The 20,982-nt window shown below is 42.5% G+C and carries 17 protein-coding genes; 12 read left to right on the top strand and 5 right to left on the bottom strand.

All coding sequences use genetic code 11. The annotated features are described in order from the left end of the window. Positions 1-33 precede the first annotated feature (33 nt). The 10 genes from ACE1CD_RS23410 (at position 34) to ACE1CD_RS23365 (ending at position 11,562) form a co-directional block, all read left to right on the top strand. Positions 34-2,424: an ATP-binding protein gene (locus ACE1CD_RS23410; protein ID WP_374826408.1), complete on the top strand. Its 2,391-nt coding sequence runs from the start codon at positions 34-36 to the stop codon at positions 2,422-2,424. Positions 2,425-2,537: 113 nt separating this feature from the next. Continuing rightward, the gene (locus ACE1CD_RS23405; RefSeq protein ID WP_374826407.1) at positions 2,538-4,880 is read left to right on the top strand and encodes a response regulator; all 2,343 of its coding nucleotides are present in this window, start codon (positions 2,538-2,540) and stop codon (positions 4,878-4,880) included. Between the two features lie 277 nt (positions 4,881-5,157). After that, positions 5,158-5,595, top strand: coding sequence for an ATP synthase subunit I (locus ACE1CD_RS23400; protein ID WP_374793672.1), 438 nt, complete (start codon positions 5,158-5,160; stop codon positions 5,593-5,595). 61 nt (positions 5,596-5,656) lie between these two features. Next, positions 5,657-6,418 (top strand): F0F1 ATP synthase subunit A, encoded by a 762-nt coding sequence (atpB, locus tag ACE1CD_RS23395; RefSeq protein WP_374793670.1) that lies wholly within the window; start codon positions 5,657-5,659, stop codon positions 6,416-6,418. 175 nt (positions 6,419-6,593) lie between these two features. Beyond that, complete coding sequence (gene atpE / locus ACE1CD_RS23390) at positions 6,594-6,839, top strand: ATP synthase F0 subunit C (protein ID WP_190465118.1); 246 nt, start codon at positions 6,594-6,596, stop codon at positions 6,837-6,839. Positions 6,840-6,982: 143 nt separating this feature from the next. After that, positions 6,983-7,417: a F0F1 ATP synthase subunit B' gene (locus ACE1CD_RS23385; protein ID WP_374793668.1), complete on the top strand. Its 435-nt coding sequence runs from the start codon at positions 6,983-6,985 to the stop codon at positions 7,415-7,417. Positions 7,418-7,773: 356 nt separating this feature from the next. Continuing rightward, positions 7,774-8,337 (top strand): F0F1 ATP synthase subunit B, encoded by a 564-nt coding sequence (locus ACE1CD_RS23380; protein WP_374793666.1) that lies wholly within the window; start codon positions 7,774-7,776, stop codon positions 8,335-8,337. After that, positions 8,334-8,888 (top strand): ATP synthase F1 subunit delta, encoded by a 555-nt coding sequence (gene atpH / locus ACE1CD_RS23375; protein WP_374826406.1) that lies wholly within the window; start codon positions 8,334-8,336, stop codon positions 8,886-8,888. Before ACE1CD_RS23380 ends, atpH begins: the two co-directional genes overlap by 4 nt. Positions 8,889-9,011: 123 nt before the next feature. Continuing rightward, positions 9,012-10,532, top strand: coding sequence for a F0F1 ATP synthase subunit alpha (gene atpA, locus ACE1CD_RS23370; protein WP_374793662.1), 1,521 nt, complete (start codon positions 9,012-9,014; stop codon positions 10,530-10,532). 82 nt (positions 10,533-10,614) lie between these two features. Beyond that, complete coding sequence (locus ACE1CD_RS23365; protein WP_374793660.1) at positions 10,615-11,562, top strand: F0F1 ATP synthase subunit gamma; 948 nt, start codon at positions 10,615-10,617, stop codon at positions 11,560-11,562. Between the two features lie 134 nt (positions 11,563-11,696). Here ACE1CD_RS23365 and ACE1CD_RS23360 read toward each other — a convergent pair whose 3' ends face one another. Together ACE1CD_RS23360 and ACE1CD_RS23355 are read right to left on the bottom strand one after the other, a co-directional pair. Continuing rightward, positions 11,697-14,000 carry a hypothetical protein gene (locus ACE1CD_RS23360; RefSeq protein ID WP_374826405.1) on the bottom strand — a complete coding sequence of 768 codons (2,304 nt, stop codon included), beginning with the start codon at positions 13,998-14,000 and terminating at the stop codon, positions 11,697-11,699. Further along, a complete protein-coding gene (locus ACE1CD_RS23355; RefSeq protein ID WP_374826404.1) occupies positions 13,997-16,498 on the bottom strand; it encodes a hypothetical protein in 2,502 nt (833 codons plus the stop codon). Before ACE1CD_RS23355 ends, ACE1CD_RS23360 begins: the two co-directional genes overlap by 4 nt. A gap of 479 nt (positions 16,499-16,977) precedes the next feature. On the opposite strand from ACE1CD_RS23355, the gene purT reads away from it, so the two are divergent. After that, complete coding sequence (gene purT / locus ACE1CD_RS23350) at positions 16,978-18,207, top strand: formate-dependent phosphoribosylglycinamide formyltransferase (protein ID WP_374826403.1); 1,230 nt, start codon at positions 16,978-16,980, stop codon at positions 18,205-18,207. Positions 18,208-18,322: 115 nt separating this feature from the next. Here purT and ACE1CD_RS23345 read toward each other — a convergent pair whose 3' ends face one another. Together ACE1CD_RS23345 and ACE1CD_RS23340 are read right to left on the bottom strand one after the other, a co-directional pair. Beyond that, complete coding sequence (locus ACE1CD_RS23345) at positions 18,323-18,748, bottom strand: hypothetical protein (protein ID WP_374793655.1); 426 nt, start codon at positions 18,746-18,748, stop codon at positions 18,323-18,325. Positions 18,749-18,807: 59 nt separating this feature from the next. Then, positions 18,808-19,092, bottom strand: a complete 285-nt coding sequence (locus ACE1CD_RS23340) for a hypothetical protein (RefSeq protein ID WP_374793653.1) — start codon at positions 19,090-19,092, stop codon at positions 18,808-18,810. Positions 19,093-19,620: 528 nt separating this feature from the next. On the opposite strand from ACE1CD_RS23340, the gene ACE1CD_RS23335 reads away from it, so the two are divergent. After that, entirely contained in the window at positions 19,621-20,310 is a 690-nt protein-coding gene (locus ACE1CD_RS23335) for a sugar transferase (RefSeq protein WP_374793651.1), read from the top strand. A 179-nt stretch (positions 20,311-20,489) separates the two neighbouring features. Here the strand turns inward: ACE1CD_RS23335 and ACE1CD_RS23330 are convergent, their stop codons facing one another. Next, the gene (locus ACE1CD_RS23330; RefSeq protein WP_374793649.1) at positions 20,490-20,690 is read right to left on the bottom strand and encodes a hypothetical protein; all 201 of its coding nucleotides are present in this window, start codon (positions 20,688-20,690) and stop codon (positions 20,490-20,492) included. Positions 20,691-20,982 lie beyond the last annotated feature (292 nt).

The following is a 20,982-nucleotide window of genomic DNA, read 5'->3' as shown; positions in this document are numbered from 1 at the left end:
TCTAAAACCCTAAATCTGAAATCTATCCCAGCAATGACTACTCTCCTAAGTATAGAAATACACTCGGAACAAGATGTCGTAATGTCACGTCAGCTGGCACGAGACATTGCACAAGCTTTGGGATTTGACTCCCAAGATCAGACGCGCATTGCCACCGCAGTATCCGAAATTGCCCGCAACTCTTTTCAATACGCCAAGGGCGGAAAGGTTAAATTTTGGATGAATGGTCATGCGCCTTCAATAGTTGCCTCTTGTCAAGATACTTCTGAGGCTGGCTCGAATATTGCCGCCCCAAAAGTCAGTCCAGAAGGCTTAAAAACATTGCCAAACTGCGAGCAGGTGCTACTGATTTCTGTTGAAGATAAAGGCACTGGCATCGCCAACATTAAACAAATTTTAGACGGAAACTACAAATCTCAAACAGGTATGGGATTGGGGATAGTTGGCAGCAAGCGGTTAATGGATCGCTTTGAGATCGCATCTTCGCCCGATGATGGCACTAAAGTGGTGATGGGCAAGAATTTACCAAAACGAGCCGCTATACTTACAGCCAAACGCTTGGCGGAAATTACTCAGCAATTAGCCATAAAATATCCAGACAATTCATTTTCTATTTCTGGAGAAACAAAATTTTTAAGCCGCCCCACGAGCCAACTATTTGAAGAAATTAAGCGCCAAAATCAAGAATTGATTCGGACTTTAGAAGAATTAAGAAAGCGTCAAGAAGAGTTAAATCAGATCAACCGGGAATTGGAAGACACCAATCGCGGTGTTGTTGCTCTGTATGCAGAGTTAGATGAAAAAGCCGAATTTTTACAGCGAGCAAACGAACTCAAAACACACTTTTTGTCGAACATGAGCCACGAGTTTCGTACACCGCTTAATTCGATATTATCTCTGTCTAGGATGCTGCTCGATCGGTTAGATGGTGAATTATCTGCCGAACAAGAAAAACAGGTCATATTCATCCGCAAGTCAGCAGAAAGTCTCTTAGATTTAGTTAACGATTTATTGGATTTGGCCAAAGTAGAAGCTGGGAAGATTGTCGTTCATACGAGTGAATTTGAGGTAAGGGATTTATTCGCAACTTTACGGGGAATGTTGCGTCCTCTTCTGAGTTATAATTCTTCTATTTCGTTAATAATTGAAGAACCGACGGATATTCCTACCCTTCACACCGATGAAGCGAAAGTAGCCCAAATTCTCAGAAATTTTATTTCTAATGCCCTGAAATATACCGAAAAAGGTGAAGTGATCGTTAAAGCACTTAGAAATGGCAATAATGTAGTATTTTCTGTAGCAGATACCGGTATTGGAATTGCGCCCAAAGATCGAGAGCGAATTTTTGAGGAATTTATTCAAGTAGATTCTTACATTCAAAAACACGTTAAAGGAACTGGTCTCGGACTATCGCTATCGCGCAGATTAGCTGAATTATTGGGAGGTAGTGTATCGGTCGAGAGCGAAGTCGGTGTAGGTTCCATATTTTTCGCTACGATACCTCTGGTTTACGGAAATGTGACAGAAAGAGAGTCAGCAGCAAATACGAATTGGCAATTAAATTCGATGCGCGAACCTATATTGGCGATCGAAGATAACGAAGAAACACTTTTTACTTATCAAAAGTATTTTGAAAAATCTATTTACCAACTTATGGCAGCGCAATCGCTTAAAGAAGCACGACAAGCACTTAAATTTTTTAAACCCAAAGCCGTAATTTTGGATATACTCTTAAAAGAAGAAAATGCCTGGGATTTCATCTCAGAAATCAAGAGCAAATCAGCAACTCAAGATATCCCAATTTGTGCGATCACAGTTGTTGATAACGAGCGTAAATCTCTAGGTTTAGGAGCAGATGCGTTCCTGAAAAAACCAGTGGAGCGTCTGTCGCTTTTGAACAAAATAAACGCTCTGATCAAAGCCGATAAACAGCAGAAGTTGTTAGTTGTTGATGATAATGAAATAGCCCGCTATCTCCTCAAGGAAATTTTGCACGAAGCAGTTAGAGATGGAACAGTAGCAAATTACGAGGTTTTAGTTGATAGTTATCCCAGTTCACAATCTGTAGGGTGTCTTTCGCTAACTGAACTACCGAGCTTACCATTTCCGCTCGTCATTGAAGCAGATTCGGGTTCTAGTGGCATCCATCTGGCGCAAGTGGAACATCCCGCTTGCATTTTTCTAGATTTGGTGATGCCAGACATGAACGGTTTTGAGGTTCTAGAGCAACTAAAAAGCAATCCCGCCACCAAAAATATTCCTGTAATTATTAATACTTCCAAACATCTCGTTGAAGAAGAAATAAGTTATTTAGAAAGTCGTGTAATAGCAATTTTATCCAAAGAAAATTTATGCCACGAACAGACAATCGCTTCTTTCCGAGAAGCACTTATTTTGGCTGGAATAGTAGTAAATAGTTATTAAATTGGGGAAAATAATAATTAAATTTAGTCATGACGAGCGAGATATAACCGCAAATAAAAACGCCAAATTTTAAATGATTGCTTTTACCCAAATTGCCAATTACCAATACGATTATGCCTCAGAATCATCAAATTAAAATATTGCACGTAGATGATAACGAAACCAATCGTTATGTAGTTGCTCGAACCCTTCGCAGTGCTGGATTTGAGGTAGAAGAAGCTGGCACGGGAGCATCTGCACTGCGCTCAGTAGGAGAGCAGCAACCCGACTTAGTTATTCTTGATGTGAGGCTTCCAGATATAGACGGATTTGAAGTCTGCCGCCGGATCAAAACTAATCCTGCCACATCTTTTATTCCGGTGCTGCATCTATCTGCTAGCTTTGTGAAAAGCGAGGATAAGGCACAAGGTTTAGAAGGCGGTGCAGATGGTTATCTAGCTCAGCCGGTAGAGCCGATCGAATTGCTAGCTACCATTAAAGCATTGCTCCGTATCCGAGAGGCAGAGGAGTCAGCATTGGCTTTGGCGAAAGAATGGCAAACTACTTTTGATGCCATTAGCGATGGAGTTTGTTTGCTGGATGCGGAAGGAAAAGTGCTGCGCTGCAACAAAGCGATGGCCCAGCTTTTGGGAAAACCGGAAACCGAAATTAGCGATCGCTTCCATCAAGAAATATTGGAGAGTATCCTGGGAAGTATGGCAGAAACTCCCTTCACTCGCGTTCGACAAACTCGGTGCCGAGAGAACGCACAGGTAGAGTTTCAAGAGCGATGGTTTTCCATAACCGCAGATCCAGTATTCGATCGATTAAAAGCTTTTAAAGGTGCTGTGTATATTGTGGCTGATATCACCCAGCGAATTCGCGCCGAATCAGCCCTCAAATCAAGCGAAGAACGATTTCGGATGTTGTTGGAAAATGTAGAAGATTACGCTATTTTCTTCCTGGATACCGACGGCTGCGTTACTAGATGGAGTGCTGGTGCAGAACGTATATTAGGTTATAAAGAAGCAGAAATTTTAGGAAAATCTGGCTCGATTATTTTTACACCTGAAGACCTCAAAAGCGGCGCGGACAAGCACGAGCTGGAAAAAGCAATTAGGGAAGGTCGGGCCGAGGACGAACGCTGGCACTTGCGGAAAGACCGCAACCGTTTTTGGGCGAGTGGCATTGCCACGCCTTTACGAGATGAAACCGGACAGTTGCGCGGTTTTGCCAAAATTATGCGCGATTTTACCGAACGCAAACGAGCTGAAGACGAACGCGCCCTGTTGCTTGCCCGCGAACAGCAGGCACGCGCTGAAGCAGAAGCTGCAAACCGGATGAAGGATGAGTTTTTGGCCACGCTTTCTCACGAATTGCGATCGCCGCTAAATGCTATGCTGGGATGGGCTCAGTTGCTCAACAGCCGCAGGTTTGACGAGTCAACCACAAAAAAGGCGATAGATATTATCGAACGCACTGCCAGAACACAGGCACAATTGGTTGACGACTTGCTGGATGTTTCGCGGATTATTCAGGGTAAGCTGCGTTTAAATGTCCGTCCGGTCGAACTTACTGCGATTATCGGATCGGTTCTGGATACGGTACGCCCAGCAGCTGAAGCTAAGGAAATTTTACTGGAGCGCGTTCTCGATCCTACAACTGGCTTGGTTGCCGGCGATTCAGACCGCTTGCAGCAGGTAATTTGGAACTTATTATCGAATGCGATTAAATTTACACCCAACGGCGGACGAGTTGAGGTGCGACTAAAACGAGATAATTCTCTGGTTGAAATTACTGTAAAAGATACAGGAAAAGGTATCAGCCCGGATTTTGTGCCTTACGTTTTCGATCGCTTTCGTCAAGCTGATAGTTCGATGACTAGGCAATACAGCGGACTCGGCCTCGGTTTGGCTATTGTACGCCATTTGGTGGAACTGCACGGCGGAACAGTTTATGCCGAAAGCAAAGGAGATGGTATGGGAGCAAAATTCACCGTCAGACTTCCCATTATGCCCGTGCGCTTGCACGCAACCAGCGATACTGACACAATATCTAAAGTCGAACCAGTTCTCCCTTTTGATAACCCTCCTGTTCTCAACGCTTTACAGGTACTTGTGGTAGATGATGATGCCGACACGCGGTTGTTTTTAGCCACAGTACTGGAAGAATGCGGTGCTGAAGTAACCGTAGCTTCATCGGCAAGGGAGGCATTCGAGTTTATTCAAAAGTCAAAACCGGATATCCTCGTGAGCGATATTGGGATGCCCGATGAAGACGGCTACAGTTTAATCCGCAAAGTGAGAACGCTCGCGCCCGAAGAAGGGGGACGCATTCCTGCTGCGGCGCTGACCGCTTATGCTAGAGCTGAGGATCGCACGCGATCGCTCTTAGAAGGTTTCCAGATCCACATCCCCAAGCCTGTCGAACCAGCCGAGTTAGCCGCCGCCGTCGCTAACTTGGCCGGAAGACTTTGAAAAGTCAAAAGTCAAAAGTCAAAAGTCAAAATTCCTCTTCTTCTCTCTCCCTCTTCCCGACGCCCTAGTCCCTAACCCCTAGTCCCTCTTCCCGACGCCCTAGTCCCGACGCCCTTTTTTGACTTTTGACTTTTGACTTTTGACTTCCCGACGCCCTACCCATCACCAACTCGAAGATTAATTTTATTTTAAGTATTGTTACTTCAACGTGATATGATTTGTTTTGGCTGATCGAAGCCAAGTCAATTTGTCGGACTGATTTGCAAGTCCCCGAACCTTGTCAGACTCATCTCATCAACCCACCAGCACAAATGGGGAAGTTCTGCAACCCGATTCGCCGGAATCAAAAGCCAGCGCATCTATGCAGGAATACTATAGCCTGCAACAAGAGTTGCTCGTAGCTACCCTAGCTTGCACAGGGATTATTTTTATTTCTGTGTGGATTTTTTACAACCTCAACATTGCCCTAAATTATTTGATTGGGGCGTGCACAGGTGTGGTTTACTTGAGAATGTTGGCTAAAGATGTTGAGCGACTTGGCAACGAGAAACAGCGTCTGAGCAAAACTCGGTTCGCCCTGTTTATTGGGTTGATTATAATAGCAACTCAATGGCGTCAGCTACACGTTATCCCCATATTTTTGGGATTTCTAACATACAAAGCCGCGCTCATCATCTATACAGTGCGAACAACCCTGCCTTCTGACCCCAAATAAGTCAGATACGCTGGGAATCATCCCCAAACTTGTATCTTGGGAAAACTTCCTGAACGGAAAAATGCTCAGTGTCTTAAATCCCTTTAATTGTTTTACACTGGCCTCATTGGAAGTAGGACATCACTTCTACTGGCAATTGGGCAGTCTGAAAGTACATGGGCAAGTTTTTCTCACTTCCTGGTTTGTGATTGGCCTGCTGGTGATAGCTTCTCTAGCGGCTACTCGAAATATCCAGAGAATTCCCAGCGGCATACAAAATTTTATGGAATACGCCCTGGAATTTATTCGGGATTTAGCGAAAAACCAGTTGGGAGAAAAAGAGTACCGTCCTTGGGTGCCCTTTATTGGCACGTTGTTTTTGTTTATCTTCGTGTCGAATTGGTCGGGAGCTTTAATTCCCTGGAAGCTGATAAAGTTACCGGAAGGAGAGCTAGCTGCCCCCACTAATGACATCAATACCACAGTAGCCTTGGCATTACTAACTTCACTTGCGTATTTTTACGCTGGTTTTAGTAAGCGCGGTTTAGGGTACTTTAAGAAGTATATTGAGCCGACGCCGGTTTTATTGCCGATCGCGATTCTAGAAGATTTCACCAAGCCCCTTTCCCTCAGCTTCCGTCTATTCGGGAACATTCTGGCGGATGAACTGGTGGTAGCCGTGCTGGTACTCCTAGTTCCTCTGTTTGTACCGCTGCCAGTGATGGCGTTAGGTTTGTTTACTAGCGCAATTCAAGCCCTAGTATTTGCCACCTTAGCAGCCGCCTACATTCATGAGGCGATGGAAGGGCATGGTGGTGAAGAGCATGAGGAGCATTCTCATTAGGAAAGATTGCAGAAATAAGGAAGAATAGAATTATTCATTCTCCTTTTCTCGCATCTGACAAAATATCCTCAGTTGATGAATTTGGTGTTTTGGATGAACTAGAAAGTCTCAAATCCGAAATACCAAATCGAAAACCCAAAATCGTTTGTTTTGTAGTCAAGGTAAGTAAAAAATCATGGATCCATTGATTGCTGCTGCTTCCGTTCTAGCTGCTGCTCTGGCAATTGGTTTGGCTGCTATTGGCCCTGGTATCGGTCAAGGTAATGCGGCAGGTCAAGCTGTGGAAGGTATTGCTCGTCAACCTGAAGCTGAAGGCAAAATTCGCGGTACTCTGCTGTTAACTCTGGCATTCATGGAATCCCTGACCATTTACGGTCTGGTAATTGCCCTGGTGCTGCTGTTTGCTAACCCATTCGCTTAAGAAAAGTTTTGAGTTAGCAAATCGGGAATTTTAGATTTTAGATTTCAGGTTTTAGATTGAAATTCAATCTGAAATCTGAAATCTGAGATAGAAAATTACCAAATTGCTAACTTCAGTCCAGTAGTTGTTAGATCCTGTAAAAAATGTTTGACTTCGACGCCACGTTGCCTTTGATGGCAGTGCAGTTTCTACTGTTGGCGGTTGTGTTGAACGCGATTTTCTACAAACCCCTGACCAAGGCATTAGACGATCGCGATAACTATATCCGCACCAACGAAGCTGAAGCTCGCGAACGCTTGGCTAAAGCTGAGATGTTGGCCAAGCAATATGAGGAACAGCTAGCGAATGCTCGCAGGCAAGCTCAAAATGCGATCGCTCAAGCTCAGGACGATGCTAAGAAAATTGCCGCTCAGAAAATTGCTGAAGCTCAAGAAGAAGCTGCGGCTGGCAGAAAACAAGCTCAGCAAGAAATAGATGAGCAAAAGCAAGCAGCGATGCAAAGACTTGAGCAAGAAGTAGATGCTCTGAGTCGTCAGATTCTAGAAAAAATCTTGGGGCCGGAGCTTGTCAACAGATAGAGCTAAGGCTAGTTCGCTTCTCCTTTGTGCCTATAAAAATAGGCTAGAAGTGGAAAATGCTTTCCTATTAGAATACTCAGCCGCAAAAGTGCGAATAGCCATGTAAATGCAGGCAAAAATCATGATATTTATGCAGATATATCATGATTTAGTGCAACTTTATCCTGTATTTGTACAAACAGCCGATCGCGGCAGTTGCTGCTGGGCTAAGGCTTATTTAACACGAGAGGATGAAAAGTAAAGAGAGTAGGATTTGCAGGCGAGACACCAGCATTAAAATCGTGGGTAGCACTGCTCGACCTGCGTGTTCGGTCAAGGCTTAGTCACGATCTAAGGGGATTTTTAGGAGCGGTATCATGGGGACTTTGTTATTACTAGCGGCAGAGGCTCACTCGGCAGGCGCTGAGGTAGCCCATGCAGCTGAAGAAGGTGGTTTTGGCCTAAACTTTGATATTTTAGAAGCCAATCTGATCAACCTTGCTATTCTGATTGGCGTGCTGTTTTATTTTGGGCGGAAAGTATTGACCCAAACATTATCAGACAGACGCTCCAGAATTGCTGAGGCAATTACAGAGGCAGAACAACGCCAACGTCAAGCCGCTGAAGCTTTAGCAGATCAACAGCAGAAATTAGCTCAGGCGCAAGCGGAAGCAGAAAGAATTAGGAAATCAGCAGAAGAAAGCGCTCAAAAAGCCAAAGAAGCAATTCTGGCTCAGGCAGTGCAAGATGTGGAAAATTTAAAGAAAACAGCTGGCCAAGAATTGCAAACAGAAATAGAGCGAGCAAATGCAGAACTGCGCCAGCGCGTAGCAGCATTAGCTATGCAGCGAGTTGAAAATCAGCTGCAATCAATTTTAGATGAATCGGCTCAACAAAGATTAATTGACCGCAGCATTGCCAGCGTAGGAGGTGGCTCGTGAAAGGCAGTTTAATTAGCGCTGAAGTAATGGAGCCTTATGCCGAGGCGTTGATGTCTGTCGCCCAATCCAATAACCAAGTAGATAAGATTGGAGAAGATGTCAGCGGCTTGTTGAGTCTCCTCCAAAGCTCTCCAGAACTGCGGGATTTTCTGTCAAATCCCATCATAGAAGCAGAAGCGAAAAAAGCCGTGTTGCAGCAGTTGGTGGGCGAGCAAGTTCATCCATACACGATGAATATTTTGAAGCTGCTCGTAGATCGGCGACGCATCATATTTTTGCAGGGAATTTGCGAAAATTTCCAAGATCTGCTGCGCCAAATTAAGCAAACAGCGTTGGCAGAAGTAACCTCAGCTGTCGAACTTTCAGAAGAACAGCGACAAGCGATCGTCGAGCGGGTAAAATACCTCTCTGGTGCCCAACAAGTTGAATTGAAGACGGAAATCGATCGCGATTTAATTGGTGGTGTCATCATCAAAGTAGGGTCGCAAGTGCTGGATGCCAGTTTGCGAGGACAGCTTCGTCGCATCGGAATGCGCTTGAGTGCAGGATAAGTCAATTTTAAATTTTAGATTTGGGATTTTAGATGGCAATGCAATCGACAATCTGGAATCTGAAATTTGAGATTACCCAATTACTAACTAGCAACAACTGACTACTAACAACTGACAACAAAAATGATCAGCATCAGACCAGACGAAATTAGCAGCATTATTAGCCAGCAAATTCAGCAATACGGTACAGAAGTTCAAGTTTCTAACGTTGGTACCGTGCTGCAAGTGGGCGACGGTATTGCCCGGGTTTATGGCCTGGACAAAGTAATGGCAAGCGAACTGGTAGAGTTTGAAGACGGCACGATCGGCATCGCGCTCAACTTGGAAGAAGACAACGTTGGTGTGGTATTGATGGGCGAAGGTCGCAACCTGCAAGAAGGCAGCTCGGTAAAAGCGACCGGTAAAATCGCTCAGGTGCCGGTGGGAGACGCTTTAGTCGGTCGCGTGGTAGATGCGCTCGGTCGTCCGATCGACGGTAAAGGAGAAATCCACACATCTGAAAGCCGCTTGATCGAATCTCCCGCACCAGGTATCGTCGCTCGTCGATCGGTTTACGAACCCATGCAAACCGGGATTACCGCTATTGACGCGATGATTCCCATCGGTCGCGGTCAGCGCGAACTGATTATCGGCGACCGTCAAACCGGTAAAACTTCGATCGCAGTTGACACGATCATCAACCAAAAGAGCGAAAACGTGATCTGCGTTTACGTTGCGATCGGTCAAAAAGCTTCCACAGTCGCTAACGTAGTCAACGTCCTCCAAGAAAGAGGAGCAATGGATTATACCATTGTGGTTGCCGCTAACGCCAACGACCCCGCCACTCTGCAATACCTCGCTCCCTACACCGGTGCCAGCATGGCCGAGTACTTTATGTACAAAGGCAAGCACACCCTGATTATTTACGACGACTTGTCCAAGCAAGCCCAAGCTTATCGTCAAATGTCGCTGCTGCTGCGTCGTCCGCCAGGACGGGAAGCTTATCCTGGAGACGTGTTCTACCTCCACTCTCGTTTGTTGGAACGCGCTGCTAAGTTGAGTAACGACCTGGGCGAAGGCAGTATGACCGCACTGCCGATCATCGAAACTCAAGCTGGTGACGTATCCGCCTACATCCCCACAAACGTGATTTCCATCACCGACGGTCAGATATTCTTGACTTCCGACTTATTTAACTCTGGCTTGCGTCCGGCAGTTAACCCAGGTATCTCCGTATCGCGGGTAGGTTCAGCCGCTCAAACCAAGGCCATGAAACAGGTGGCTGGTAAACTGAAGCTGGAACTGGCTCAGTTTGATGACTTGGCAGCTTTTGCTCAGTTTGCTTCCGATTTGGATAAGGCAACTCAAGACCAGTTGTCGCGGGGTCAGCGCTTGCGCGAACTCTTGAAGCAACCGCAATACTCGCCGCTGTCAGTTGCTGAGCAAGTGGCAGTTGTGTACGCTGGTTTGAATGGCTATTTGGATGACCTGGCTGTAGAACAGGTCGCTCCTTTTGCCCGGTCTCTACGGGAATATTTGAAAACCAGCAAGCCTAAGTATATCGAGCTGATTCAAACTGAGAAGAAGCTGGGTGATGAAGCAGAAAAGCTGCTGAAGGAAGCGATCGTCGAAGCTAAGAAGACCTTCCTGGCAACAGCCAAGTAATTTTGGATTTTGGATTTTGGATTTTAGATTCAATCCAAAATCCAAAATCTAAAATCTAAAATTTAAAATCTAAAAAGGGATTATGGCAAATCTAAAAATAATTCGCGATCGCATTAAGTCGGTCAAAAACACCAAAAAAATCACAGAAGCAATGCGGTTGGTGGCAGCAGCTAAGGTGCGTCGGGCCCAAGAGCAAGTAATTGCCACTCGCCCCTTCGCCGATGCTTTGGCTCAAGTTCTCTACGGTTTGCAATCTCGCTTGCGGTTTGAAGAAGCGAACCTTCCCCTGCTCAGACAAAGAGAAGTACGATCGGTAGGGATTTTGGTAGTTACAGGCGATCGCGGTTTGTGCGGCGCTTACAACACCAACGTCATCCGTCGCGCCGAAAACCGCGCCAAGGAACTCAAAGCAGAAGGCCGCGACTACAAGTTTATCCTGGTAGGACGCAAAGCGATCCAGTATTTCCAACGTCGCAACCAACCTATTAGCGCTACATTCTCCGGTTTGGAACAAATTCCCTCGGCGGCGGAAGCTTCCCAAATTGCTGACGAACTGCTATCTTTGTTCCTCTCCGAGTCGGTGGATAGAGTTGAGTTGGTTTACACCAAGTTTGTATCTCTGATCAGCTCTCGACCTGTCATTCAAACCCTGCTTCCCCTCGACCCTCAAGGTTTGGAATCTTCAGATGATGAGATTTTCCGCCTCACCACGAAAGGTGGTGATTTTGAGGTCCAGCGGCAGAAAGTAACCACCGAAGTTCGCAGTTTCCCCAGAGATATGCTGTTTGAGCAAGATCCGGTGCAAATTCTGGATGCGTTGCTGCCATTATACCTGAATAACCAATTGTTGCGGGCCTTGCAAGAGTCCGCTGCCAGCGAACTCGCCGCTAGAATGACGGCGATGAACAATGCCAGCGACAACGCCACCGAATTGATTGGTTCGCTCACCTTGTCGTACAATAAAGCACGGCAGGCATCAATCACGCAAGAATTGTTGGAAGTTGTGGCTGGTGCTGAAGCTCTAGGTTAGGAGTATCTTCAACTTTCCACCCCCTGGTTAACAGCGCCTGGAATTCCAGGTGCTTTTTTTTCTGAGGACTTAGGTAAAGAAACCCTAGCTAGTGGACGCTTTATTTTCGCTACTACAGCAAGCGACTGAGTTTCTCAATTTTCAATTAATATTTTTGCCACTTTTTGTAGCAAGGATGATTGACTATTATCACTAATCTTTAAAACATTTTGAGTGAGTGTATTAAAATGCAAAGCTGTGATGGGATGCTCGATAAGTTCAGATGTCGGAATTGGCTCCCCGGAATATGTTTTCCCTATCAAATGATATACTCTAAACCCCCTCTTAATAAAACTCTCAATACTTTTCGCTGGCGGAACATAATACTGGATAAAGGTTTCGTTATGCAAATCCAAACATATCATATTTTGGATTAGGTTAATGGGTTTAATATCACTATTATAATATGATACCAGTGGTAATAATTTACTACTATTCTCTCCTTGAATTTGTCGGTTAATTTTTAGCTTTTTCTTTTCTAAGTCTTCAAGAATACCATTGCGTCCAATTAATATTGGTGTGAAAGAATCACTTATGTAACAACTAATATACAAACGATCTAATTCATCTACAAAATATTGTAGATCGTTAATTAAATCTTCTGAATTTTTCCTTTGCCTTAAAAATCTAAATTTTTGCTTAATCTCTTTTGTATCGCGCATTACATTTTTGATATAGATGCAGGCGTCTTTATAAAGAAATTCTATCGCCACTGCTTTAGCTTCCTGGTTTTTAGGACTGCGTACATATATAGTAAAGAATTCCTTTTCAGCAAATGATTGAGGAGTTATGGGCAAACCAAAGCTGGAATTTACAAGACTTTGCCCGATCCAGTTCTTAATTCCTAGTTCAATCAAGACCTTCTGAAATTCTGGCGAAATTTTGATCTTGTATTTATCACAAAATTTTTCCCATTGTTCAGTATTTTCTTGTCCTCTTAGATAGCAGTAAATAGATGCCTCTACATCCAAAAATTCCCCATTCGTAAAGTCCTTATTATTTTCGCTCAAAGCCTCTTTATCAATTTTTTTATCTGTATAATTGAGAACTGACCAAGGAGAGTCTTCATTTCCAACAAGCTTAAATTCTGACACATTTATCCCCTGCGTGCTAAAAAACTCTCCTCTCTCCAAATAGTTAAATCTTTTCTTTAACTGTGAATAGAAATCAACTGTCTCTTTATTACTTATTTTTGTTGATGGATACCAGAGATTATCATTTCCCTTGTAAGCCATTGAGCCAGCTTCTTCCTCCAAAATTTTATTGAAAACTAAATGGTTTTTTCCTTTATCAAGTTGAATATTTGACCAGGGAACAACTTCAGTAATTTTCCAGCAGGTATCGTCCTCCCGCTCAAGTTCTACTTGTTCATAGGTACTAATGGTTTTTCCAGAATTATAAAATGTGAGAAGACATACCCCTTGATGTTTCAGAAAATTTTCCAGCAATTGTTGGTCATCTTCATTCAGATCGGCTCCAGTATTATTAATAATCTCTAATGATTCTACAGATTTGATGTTTTTGATAAAAGGGTGTTCTAAGTAGCGATCGGCCTGAAAATGAAGAGGTTTAAAAGCAATATCACACTCATTTAAAAACTCTTCAAGCTTTGTTATGAGGTTTTGGTAATGATAAAGTTGAGTCTTTTTGAACTTGTCAAATTCTTCGTTATCTTTATCAAACCGCATAAAATAAATAGAATTTTTGCGACGCGCATCGCGGTCACGTTCAAAATAGTATTTCTTATTTTTATAGCTCAACAATTCTCCTATAACATCACCATCTATGGTACTGTAACGATCTGTTGATAAGAAGCGTCGGCTCTTTCGAGATAAGTTTAGCGTTAGGACATTATATTGATTGTATTTGATTAACAAATTTTGTCCCCACACCAAAAGAGCATCTTTCGATTTGGTTAGGCTTTTGGAATGGACTAAGAGTAATTCTTCAAAACCATTTACTGTCTCAACAGATAAGCCTTGAGAAAGAATATAAAATTTAAAAACTAAATTAAAAATTCTTTCTCGACTATTGCTAAATAACTGCCTCCACCCCGAATGGTTTTTATTGGGAGATAAAAAGAACACATACTTTTTTCCGTCAACAGATGAAAGGAAATATTGAATGTCTGAATATCCTAGCTTTTCCCCAGATTCAGAAAGCCGTTTTTGGATCTCAGTTTTAATAAATTTATGCCGTTTTTTATAAAAACTACCTTGTGAATCCTCATCTTCGTAATCTTCAGCAACCTGATATTGAAGAGTAAAATGCTCAATACCTCTACCTTTTTTAAAGAGATATTGGAAAATTTTTTCAGCAACTTCTTCAGGTGTCTGTAATATCTGTAACTGGTTTGTTCGTGATATATCTGATAAGGCTTCAATCATTTTATTTTTCATTTTATTTCTCCTTTTGAAGCTGACTCATAAGCTGATATAAAGAAAATTTTCTGCCCTTCTTCTTCAAGAAGCTCATCTAAATATGTTTTTTGAGTTGTTTTATCAAAGTAAAGCCTATTGAAGGATGCCTTATATAAGATGAGTTTAATACGAATATTACTCTCATATTTTTTATGGTTGAGCTTGATATAATATATGTTTGGATGCTCTGGAGATCCCTCAAATACAAAGTTATGATTATGGATTGCCTTACAATAATGGAGCAATTTTTCAATCCAGCGTAGAGTTTGAGTAAAAGCTATTGTTTCTTGAATGGAGTCATCTTCAAAAAGGTAAAACAAGAAACGAATGAAATTTTTTATTTCTTGTATTTTGTAAATACCAAACCAAGTACCATCATTCTTTAAAGAATCGATAAATTCTTTAAAAATCGTTTTTTCAAATCGTTCTGCAACTTCTTTAGTTTGGTTATTGGGGAAAGATGATAAATTTTCCTTGAAAAAATTTGCTGTAATTTGCCGCTTTGCCTCACGCTGCTCTCTGATTTCTTCACAAAGCAATACTTCTTCTTCAACCATTGCTTTAAAGCCACTTTGACCAGTTTCATTACGTAAATTGTCTTCTAAATAACGCATATCATAACTTCTACTCAAATCCCCAAATATTCCCCCTGTAGCTGAAATAAGAAAAATCACATTGCTATTATTACTTAGCATGGACTTTATCTTTTGTTCGGGTGAAGTCAATATAGCCGTACTGCCAATAGAAACTTCTCTAAGTGCAGGCTCGATCAAGTTATTTTTAGGACTTTGATAACGAGAAATTTCTTTAATATTGATAATTGATTTATAGCTTTCATAGACATAGATACGGTTTAAATATCTGAGCGGTTGATTTTGTGAAATGCTTTCTTCGCTTGCATTCTTGACTTTATCTATTTGTTTCGACCAAATATCTAAAGAACGAGATTGAGAATCTTCAGCATCCAAAACATTAGCTAGAAAATCTTTAATGTTTTTGATTTGTGGTCGAACAGCTAGAATGGCATAAATTAATTCTGCTAAAGAGGTATTATCTGAAACTTTCTCCTCAGTGATGTGAACATGACCACCGGAAGGTCTGGTTAAAAACAATTTTTTCAGAAGTTCGATATTGTATATGTATAGGTTGTTGTATGAAAAAATACTCATCAATTCATCGCTAATTTTGTTGTAAAGCTTCTGGGGAATCAACAAACTTCTATTATTCTCGAATTTTGAAAAAACTCTAGATAACATTTCAAAATTCAATGTAATGGAATTATTCTCATCATAATCATCTAAAGTTTTAACTATTTCTTCTATTGATTTACTCAGGGCGTTTTTAATCTTTCCTACCTGTTCTAAAAACTTAATAGAGTTTCCTTCTTTATGGGTCAGCCGTTGATATATGGAAGCAAATTTTTCGAGTTTTTGTTCTATAGGTTTGTTTTTTTCAAAATGTTCTTGAAATTCGTGAAAAGCCCCTTTATTTTTATCAATAAAATTTAAAAAATCTATATTTTCATTGTTTTGGGCAGAAAAAATAGTAGAAAATTCTCTGTTAATAGAAGACAGAGCATTATTGATTGCTAGTTTTTGCGGAGAGATGATATCAATTTTCTCATCTAGCATAATTTGATAACCATCTTCCTGCTCATCAAGAGCAACGATAAATTTTCTAGATTCGTTTGTTTTGTGAATAATGTATTTATCAAGATAAAAGCTTTTCTTTACCCATTTTTCACCATTATGCTCAAAGTACGGAATAGAGGTTTCAAATTTATCATACGTGAGCATCAAAATACCAGATTTTTCTCGAAGTAGATGGAGAGGAAAAAATATTTCCATAAATTTGAAACATTCATTTGGCCAAGTTTCTTGAGTTAATTTACCTTTAATGATAAATTGTAAAAAACTTTCAATTAAGTCATTCAGTTCCCATCTTGCTTTCTTAGAAACAGAATTATTTAATTCCTCGTCCCCAAAATCTGCTTCCTTAAAGTATTCAAGGCGGCGTATAACCTTTTCTAATGTCTTAAGTTCTTGTTGACTTTCCTGAACCTGTTCATGAGAATATCCTTTTGATATGACTTCCCAAAATTTTTTGTTTTTTAGGATTGTAGATATCCATTTTTTGTATAATTTGATATACTCATCCGTCGTTTTCATATCTAACGAATTTAGCTTATAGACGGGAATATTTGGATATTGAAGCGCAACTGAACTTGGAACACATAAATGTTCTCTTAAGGGGGCAACATATATCCCAATGATTTGAATATTTGAATGCTTTTGAATAGTTTGATATATTGCTTGGAACAATTGGTGAGTCTTTCCCGACCCTGTACCATAATTTATGAGTTTGAGTAGGGGACAGTTTTCTCGAAAACTATCTTCAATTGTTGTAAGGTAGGAATTAAGAATTTTGGAACGAGCAGATTCTAAGTGCTGGCTAAGAGAGTCTTTTGGCGTTTGCATGACGTGCGATAACTTTATCTAGGGTAAACACATAGCATACCTTTGCCAGGTTGACTGACAGATCTTTAGTTCAAGGCGGTTGGAATCGCTGCTAATATGGCAAAGTCGGCATATGCTGACGCAAAATGACCAGTAACCCGCAAAGGCAGGTTTTGTTCTTCTAGGTACAACTTTCACTTGCCAGCATAAAGAGCTTTGTCAGTCAACTAGGGGAGAAACACAAAATTACTTGTGTACCGATCGTGGGACAAATATCTTTTTCACTTCTACCTATAGTAACTACCTAAAGCTGATGAAGCAAGTCCAGCCACCTTGTTTTATAGATCCGTGTGACGGTTTAATAGAAAGGTTTCATCACGCCTCTGGATAAAAGACGCGGGCCTTCTGGCCCACGCTACTGCATTTTTCTTTGGATTCGACGGATCAGCCGCCTGTCAGTCGGTTACGCTGGTTTTATCAAAGGTTTGACTAAAATAGATATGCCAGGACTACAAGCGAAACCTCAAATTTGGGGAACGCCTTTACAGAAGGGAGTTCAACGTTTACTCCTGTTGGGTGCGGGAGAATTGGGTAAAGAAGTTGCGATCGAAGCGATGCGACTCGGTTTGGAAGTGATTGCAGCAGATTATTACACCAATGCGCCTGCAATGCAAGTTGCCCACCGCGCCCACGTCATCGATATGCTTTCCGATGCTAAACTGCGCTTTTTGGTGGATTTGGAGAAACCTGATTTAATCGTACCGGAAATTGAAGCGATCGCAACTGAAACTCTCGTCGAATTGGAAAAAGAAGGTTGGCGGGTGATTCCCACCGCACGCGCAACCAATCTGACGATGAACCGCGAAGGTATTCGTCGCTTAGCAGCAGAAGAATTGGGTTTGCGAACTTCGCCATATCGTTTCGCCGATACAGAAGAAGAGTATCGAAATGCGATCGCGCAATTGGGTTTGCCTTGTGTGGTAAAACCAGTGATGAGTTCTTCTGGAAAAGGTCAAAGTATCATTCGCACGGAAGATGAAATCGCACCTGCTTGGGAATACGCCCAAACTGGCGGACGCACCCAGAAGCAACGGGTAATTGTAGAAGGATTTGTGGAATTCGACACGGAAATTACTTTGCTAACCGTGCGATCGATCGAAGGTACGTCTTTTTGTCCTGCGATCGGACATATTCAAGTTAGCGGTGATTATCGAGAATCTTGGCAACCTTGTATATTAAATCCAGATACTCTCCTTCAGTGTCAAGAAATCGCGCACAAAATTACTGAAGCTTTAGGCGGTTGGGGAATTTTTGGCGTTGAATTATTTATTGCTGGCGATCCGAATGGAAAGCAAACTGTTTATTTCAGCGAAGTCAGTCCGCGTCCCCACGACACTGGGATGGTGACAATGATTAGCCAAAATATGTCCGAATTTGAATTGCACGTCCGGGCGATTACGGGTTTGCCAATAGGGAATATAGAGTTAATTAAATGCGGTGCTTCTGCGGTTATTTTGGCTGACGAAACAGGAGATAATCCTCACTTTACCGGAATAAATGAAGCCTTAAAAGTGCCCACAAGTAAATTAAGGTTATTCGGTAAACCGACAACTCGCAAAAATCGCCGTATGGGTGTAGCATTGGCGCTTGGTGAAACCGTCGAAGAAGCTAGAGAAAGAGCGAAAGAATGTGCCTATAAAGTGAAAGTTTTGCCATCTGCCAATTTGTAGGTTATATCGCATTCAGGTGACAATTTGTATCTGAAATATTGTGGCTTGAATGCGATCGCTTGTCATACGTTCATCAGGGTACAAAGCAGTTTTTGTGAGGATAGGCTGCCTGAAATTACTTATGAGCGCAATAACTATTTATCTCTTCGACTAAAGCTTTATCTTTTTTCCGCGCCTGCTTCAAAAATTTAAGTCCAGACTTTATTGTTTGTGCATCTTGCCTTTGGATAGCACCAGCTATTTTTCGGAAAGATTTGCTGATATCGCGATACACGATCGCAAAGCTCGATCGCATACCTTGTAGTTTCTCATCCTTAACTTCGATCGCTTTGAGACTAAGAGCCACCTTGTCAAGCTCAACAGCTGCCTTAATCAACGCTGACGGTTTACCTGTTTTGGCATCTTTGGTAACTGCGTCAGCCTGATTAATTATATTGCTGAGCTTATTGCACTGAGTAACTTTACTTTCACCGCAACTAACAACCAGACAACCGATCGCGACAGTATGCGGAAGGATGACAGCATACCGAGAAAAGCGCATCCCCGATCTCCTAAAGCGTTTCTGCAAAGTTTTTGAGAGCAAATTTAAATAAATCCTTTCTAGCTCCTGTTTTCGCCCATATTCGCCATCAAGCGCTCTAAAGCTTCCGTAAGATACGCCAGTTGTTCTAGCGACTGCTCTTGATTTTCCGCTAGAGTTTGCAGCGCATTACCCAACGCTAGGATCTGATAACCTTGCTGTTGCACTTGTTTAGCTTGTTCCTGTGCTTGATACGATAGAGCATCTATCCGCTCAGTCAGACGGTCAACTGTCTCGCTTGTAGCGATTACAGTTTCTGCCATCTGCTCAAAAATGGACTCCAAACGACTGATTCTGACTTCCACTCCTCACAACCTTTTCTTAACTCACAATATTTGCCACCGATCGGGCGTGGCTGTAGTTTAGCTGACTCTATAAGCGAATTGCCAACCTTTGCAGGGGGCAGGGGAGCGGGGGAGCGGGGGAGCAGGGGAGCAGGGGAGCAGAAGAATTAATATTTTCCCTTTTTCCGTTTTCCTCTCCCTTTTAGCTCTTCCTTCTGCCCTTTCTCTCTGCCCTCTCCCTCTTCCCTTTACCTCTCCCTCTTCCCTAGCCCCTAGCCCCTAGCCCCTAGTCCCTTTTTTGACTTTTGACTTTTCCAGCCCCTCTTCCTCAATCCGTAGAGGTACTCAAAGAACGTGCCTCCCCTTTTAAGTAGAATCCTGGTTTATACGGAAAAACTTCACAGTAACTTTACAAAAGCTGGCAATATGAGCGGAATCGATGAAGATTTAGCAAATTGGGTCTCCCGATCGTGTCGCTTCCGAAAAAGTAACTATATGATTTGGATCGAATCTAAGTGATTTTACGGTTGTCTTATTTAGGAACCCGTTATGATGAGCCATCCAGTACTGTCTCCGAGCGTTATTCCTTCAGCAATATCTACATCCGTATCTTTTCCGGTGCATCACTACGTACATCCTTCGGCTAGATCCATTTTTAAACGTTTACTGGATATAGTGGGCAGTACAGTAGGTTTACTGATCCTGGCAGTGGTTTTTGTGCCGATCGCGATCGCAATAAAACTTGATAGTTCCGGCCCTATATTTTACACCCAATACCGCTGCGGACTGCGGGGTCAACCTTTTAAGATCCGTAAGTTTCGCTCGATGGTCACAAATGCCGAAGCGCTGAAATCGCAGATTAAGAACGAAGCTAAAGGGCTAATCTTTAAAAATGAAAACGACCCCCGCGTGACCAGAGTGGGCCGTTTTTTACGCAAAACCAGTCTAGACGAACTGCCGCAATTTTGGAACGTGTTGGTAGGTGAAATGAGTTTGGTTGGTACCAGACCGCCCACCCTTGATGAAGTCGCTCATTACAACGAGCATCATTGGCGCAGATTAAACGTTAAGCCTGGTTTGACAGGTGAATGGCAGGTTAACGGTCGTTCTTCGGTCAAGGATTTTGAAGACATCGTTCTGCTAGACCTACGCTATCAAACAATTTGGACTCCTTTGTATGACATCGCGTTAATTCTCAAGACTATCAAAGTTGTTTTTGCCAGAACAGGCGCTTGTTAAATAGTCAAAAGTATATCTAGGCGCAGCCTGAAAATTAAGGCCAAAAATAATTTGGAATGATTGACTTTTGAATTTTATTTGTGCAGTTTTTGATGCCATTGCCAAGCGTGTAGTAAAATTTCCCCCAAATCTGGGTACTGAGGAGACCAGCCCAGATTTTTTCTGGCTTTATTGTTGATTTAGCTCAAAATAATTTGTCTGACTTGATTGTAGGAACAGTTTAGGGTAGTTCTAGTTTCTGTGTGAGTCCACGCTGTCGTCCCCGATGCGATCGTACAAAGATACTGTCTGGTCGAATTCGACATCCTGACATCTGTGAACTCTGCACCATCTATTTTGGCTCCCAGCAGTTTCGCCCCATAGAGATCCCCTTTGGTCAAATCTGCTTTACCTTAATGTCAGCAGAAGGCTCCCGTTATAATCTAGGGGGATTTATCGAATCGAAGATGAGTACCCCCGATGATTTAACGGCGAGACGGTAGGCTTGAATGCCGGAAGTGGTTCCGGTTCCGGCATCGTCTACCTCATGAATGCTGACCGAAAATAATGGGATACAAGCCCCGTCCTTCTAGGACGGCTTTTTATTTGGTTCTGGTAGTCTAGCAATCATACTCCTAATCAACTCTGATTGGGTCATGCCACGTCTTGCAGCTTCCTCAACAAGCTGCTGTT

Source organism: Aerosakkonema sp. BLCC-F183 (assembly GCF_041929145.1).
Taxonomy (GTDB): domain Bacteria; phylum Cyanobacteriota; class Cyanobacteriia; order Cyanobacteriales; family Aerosakkonemataceae; genus Aerosakkonema.
Note: the sequence above shows the minus strand (reverse complement) of the source record. Positions and strands in the feature narration are given on the sequence as shown.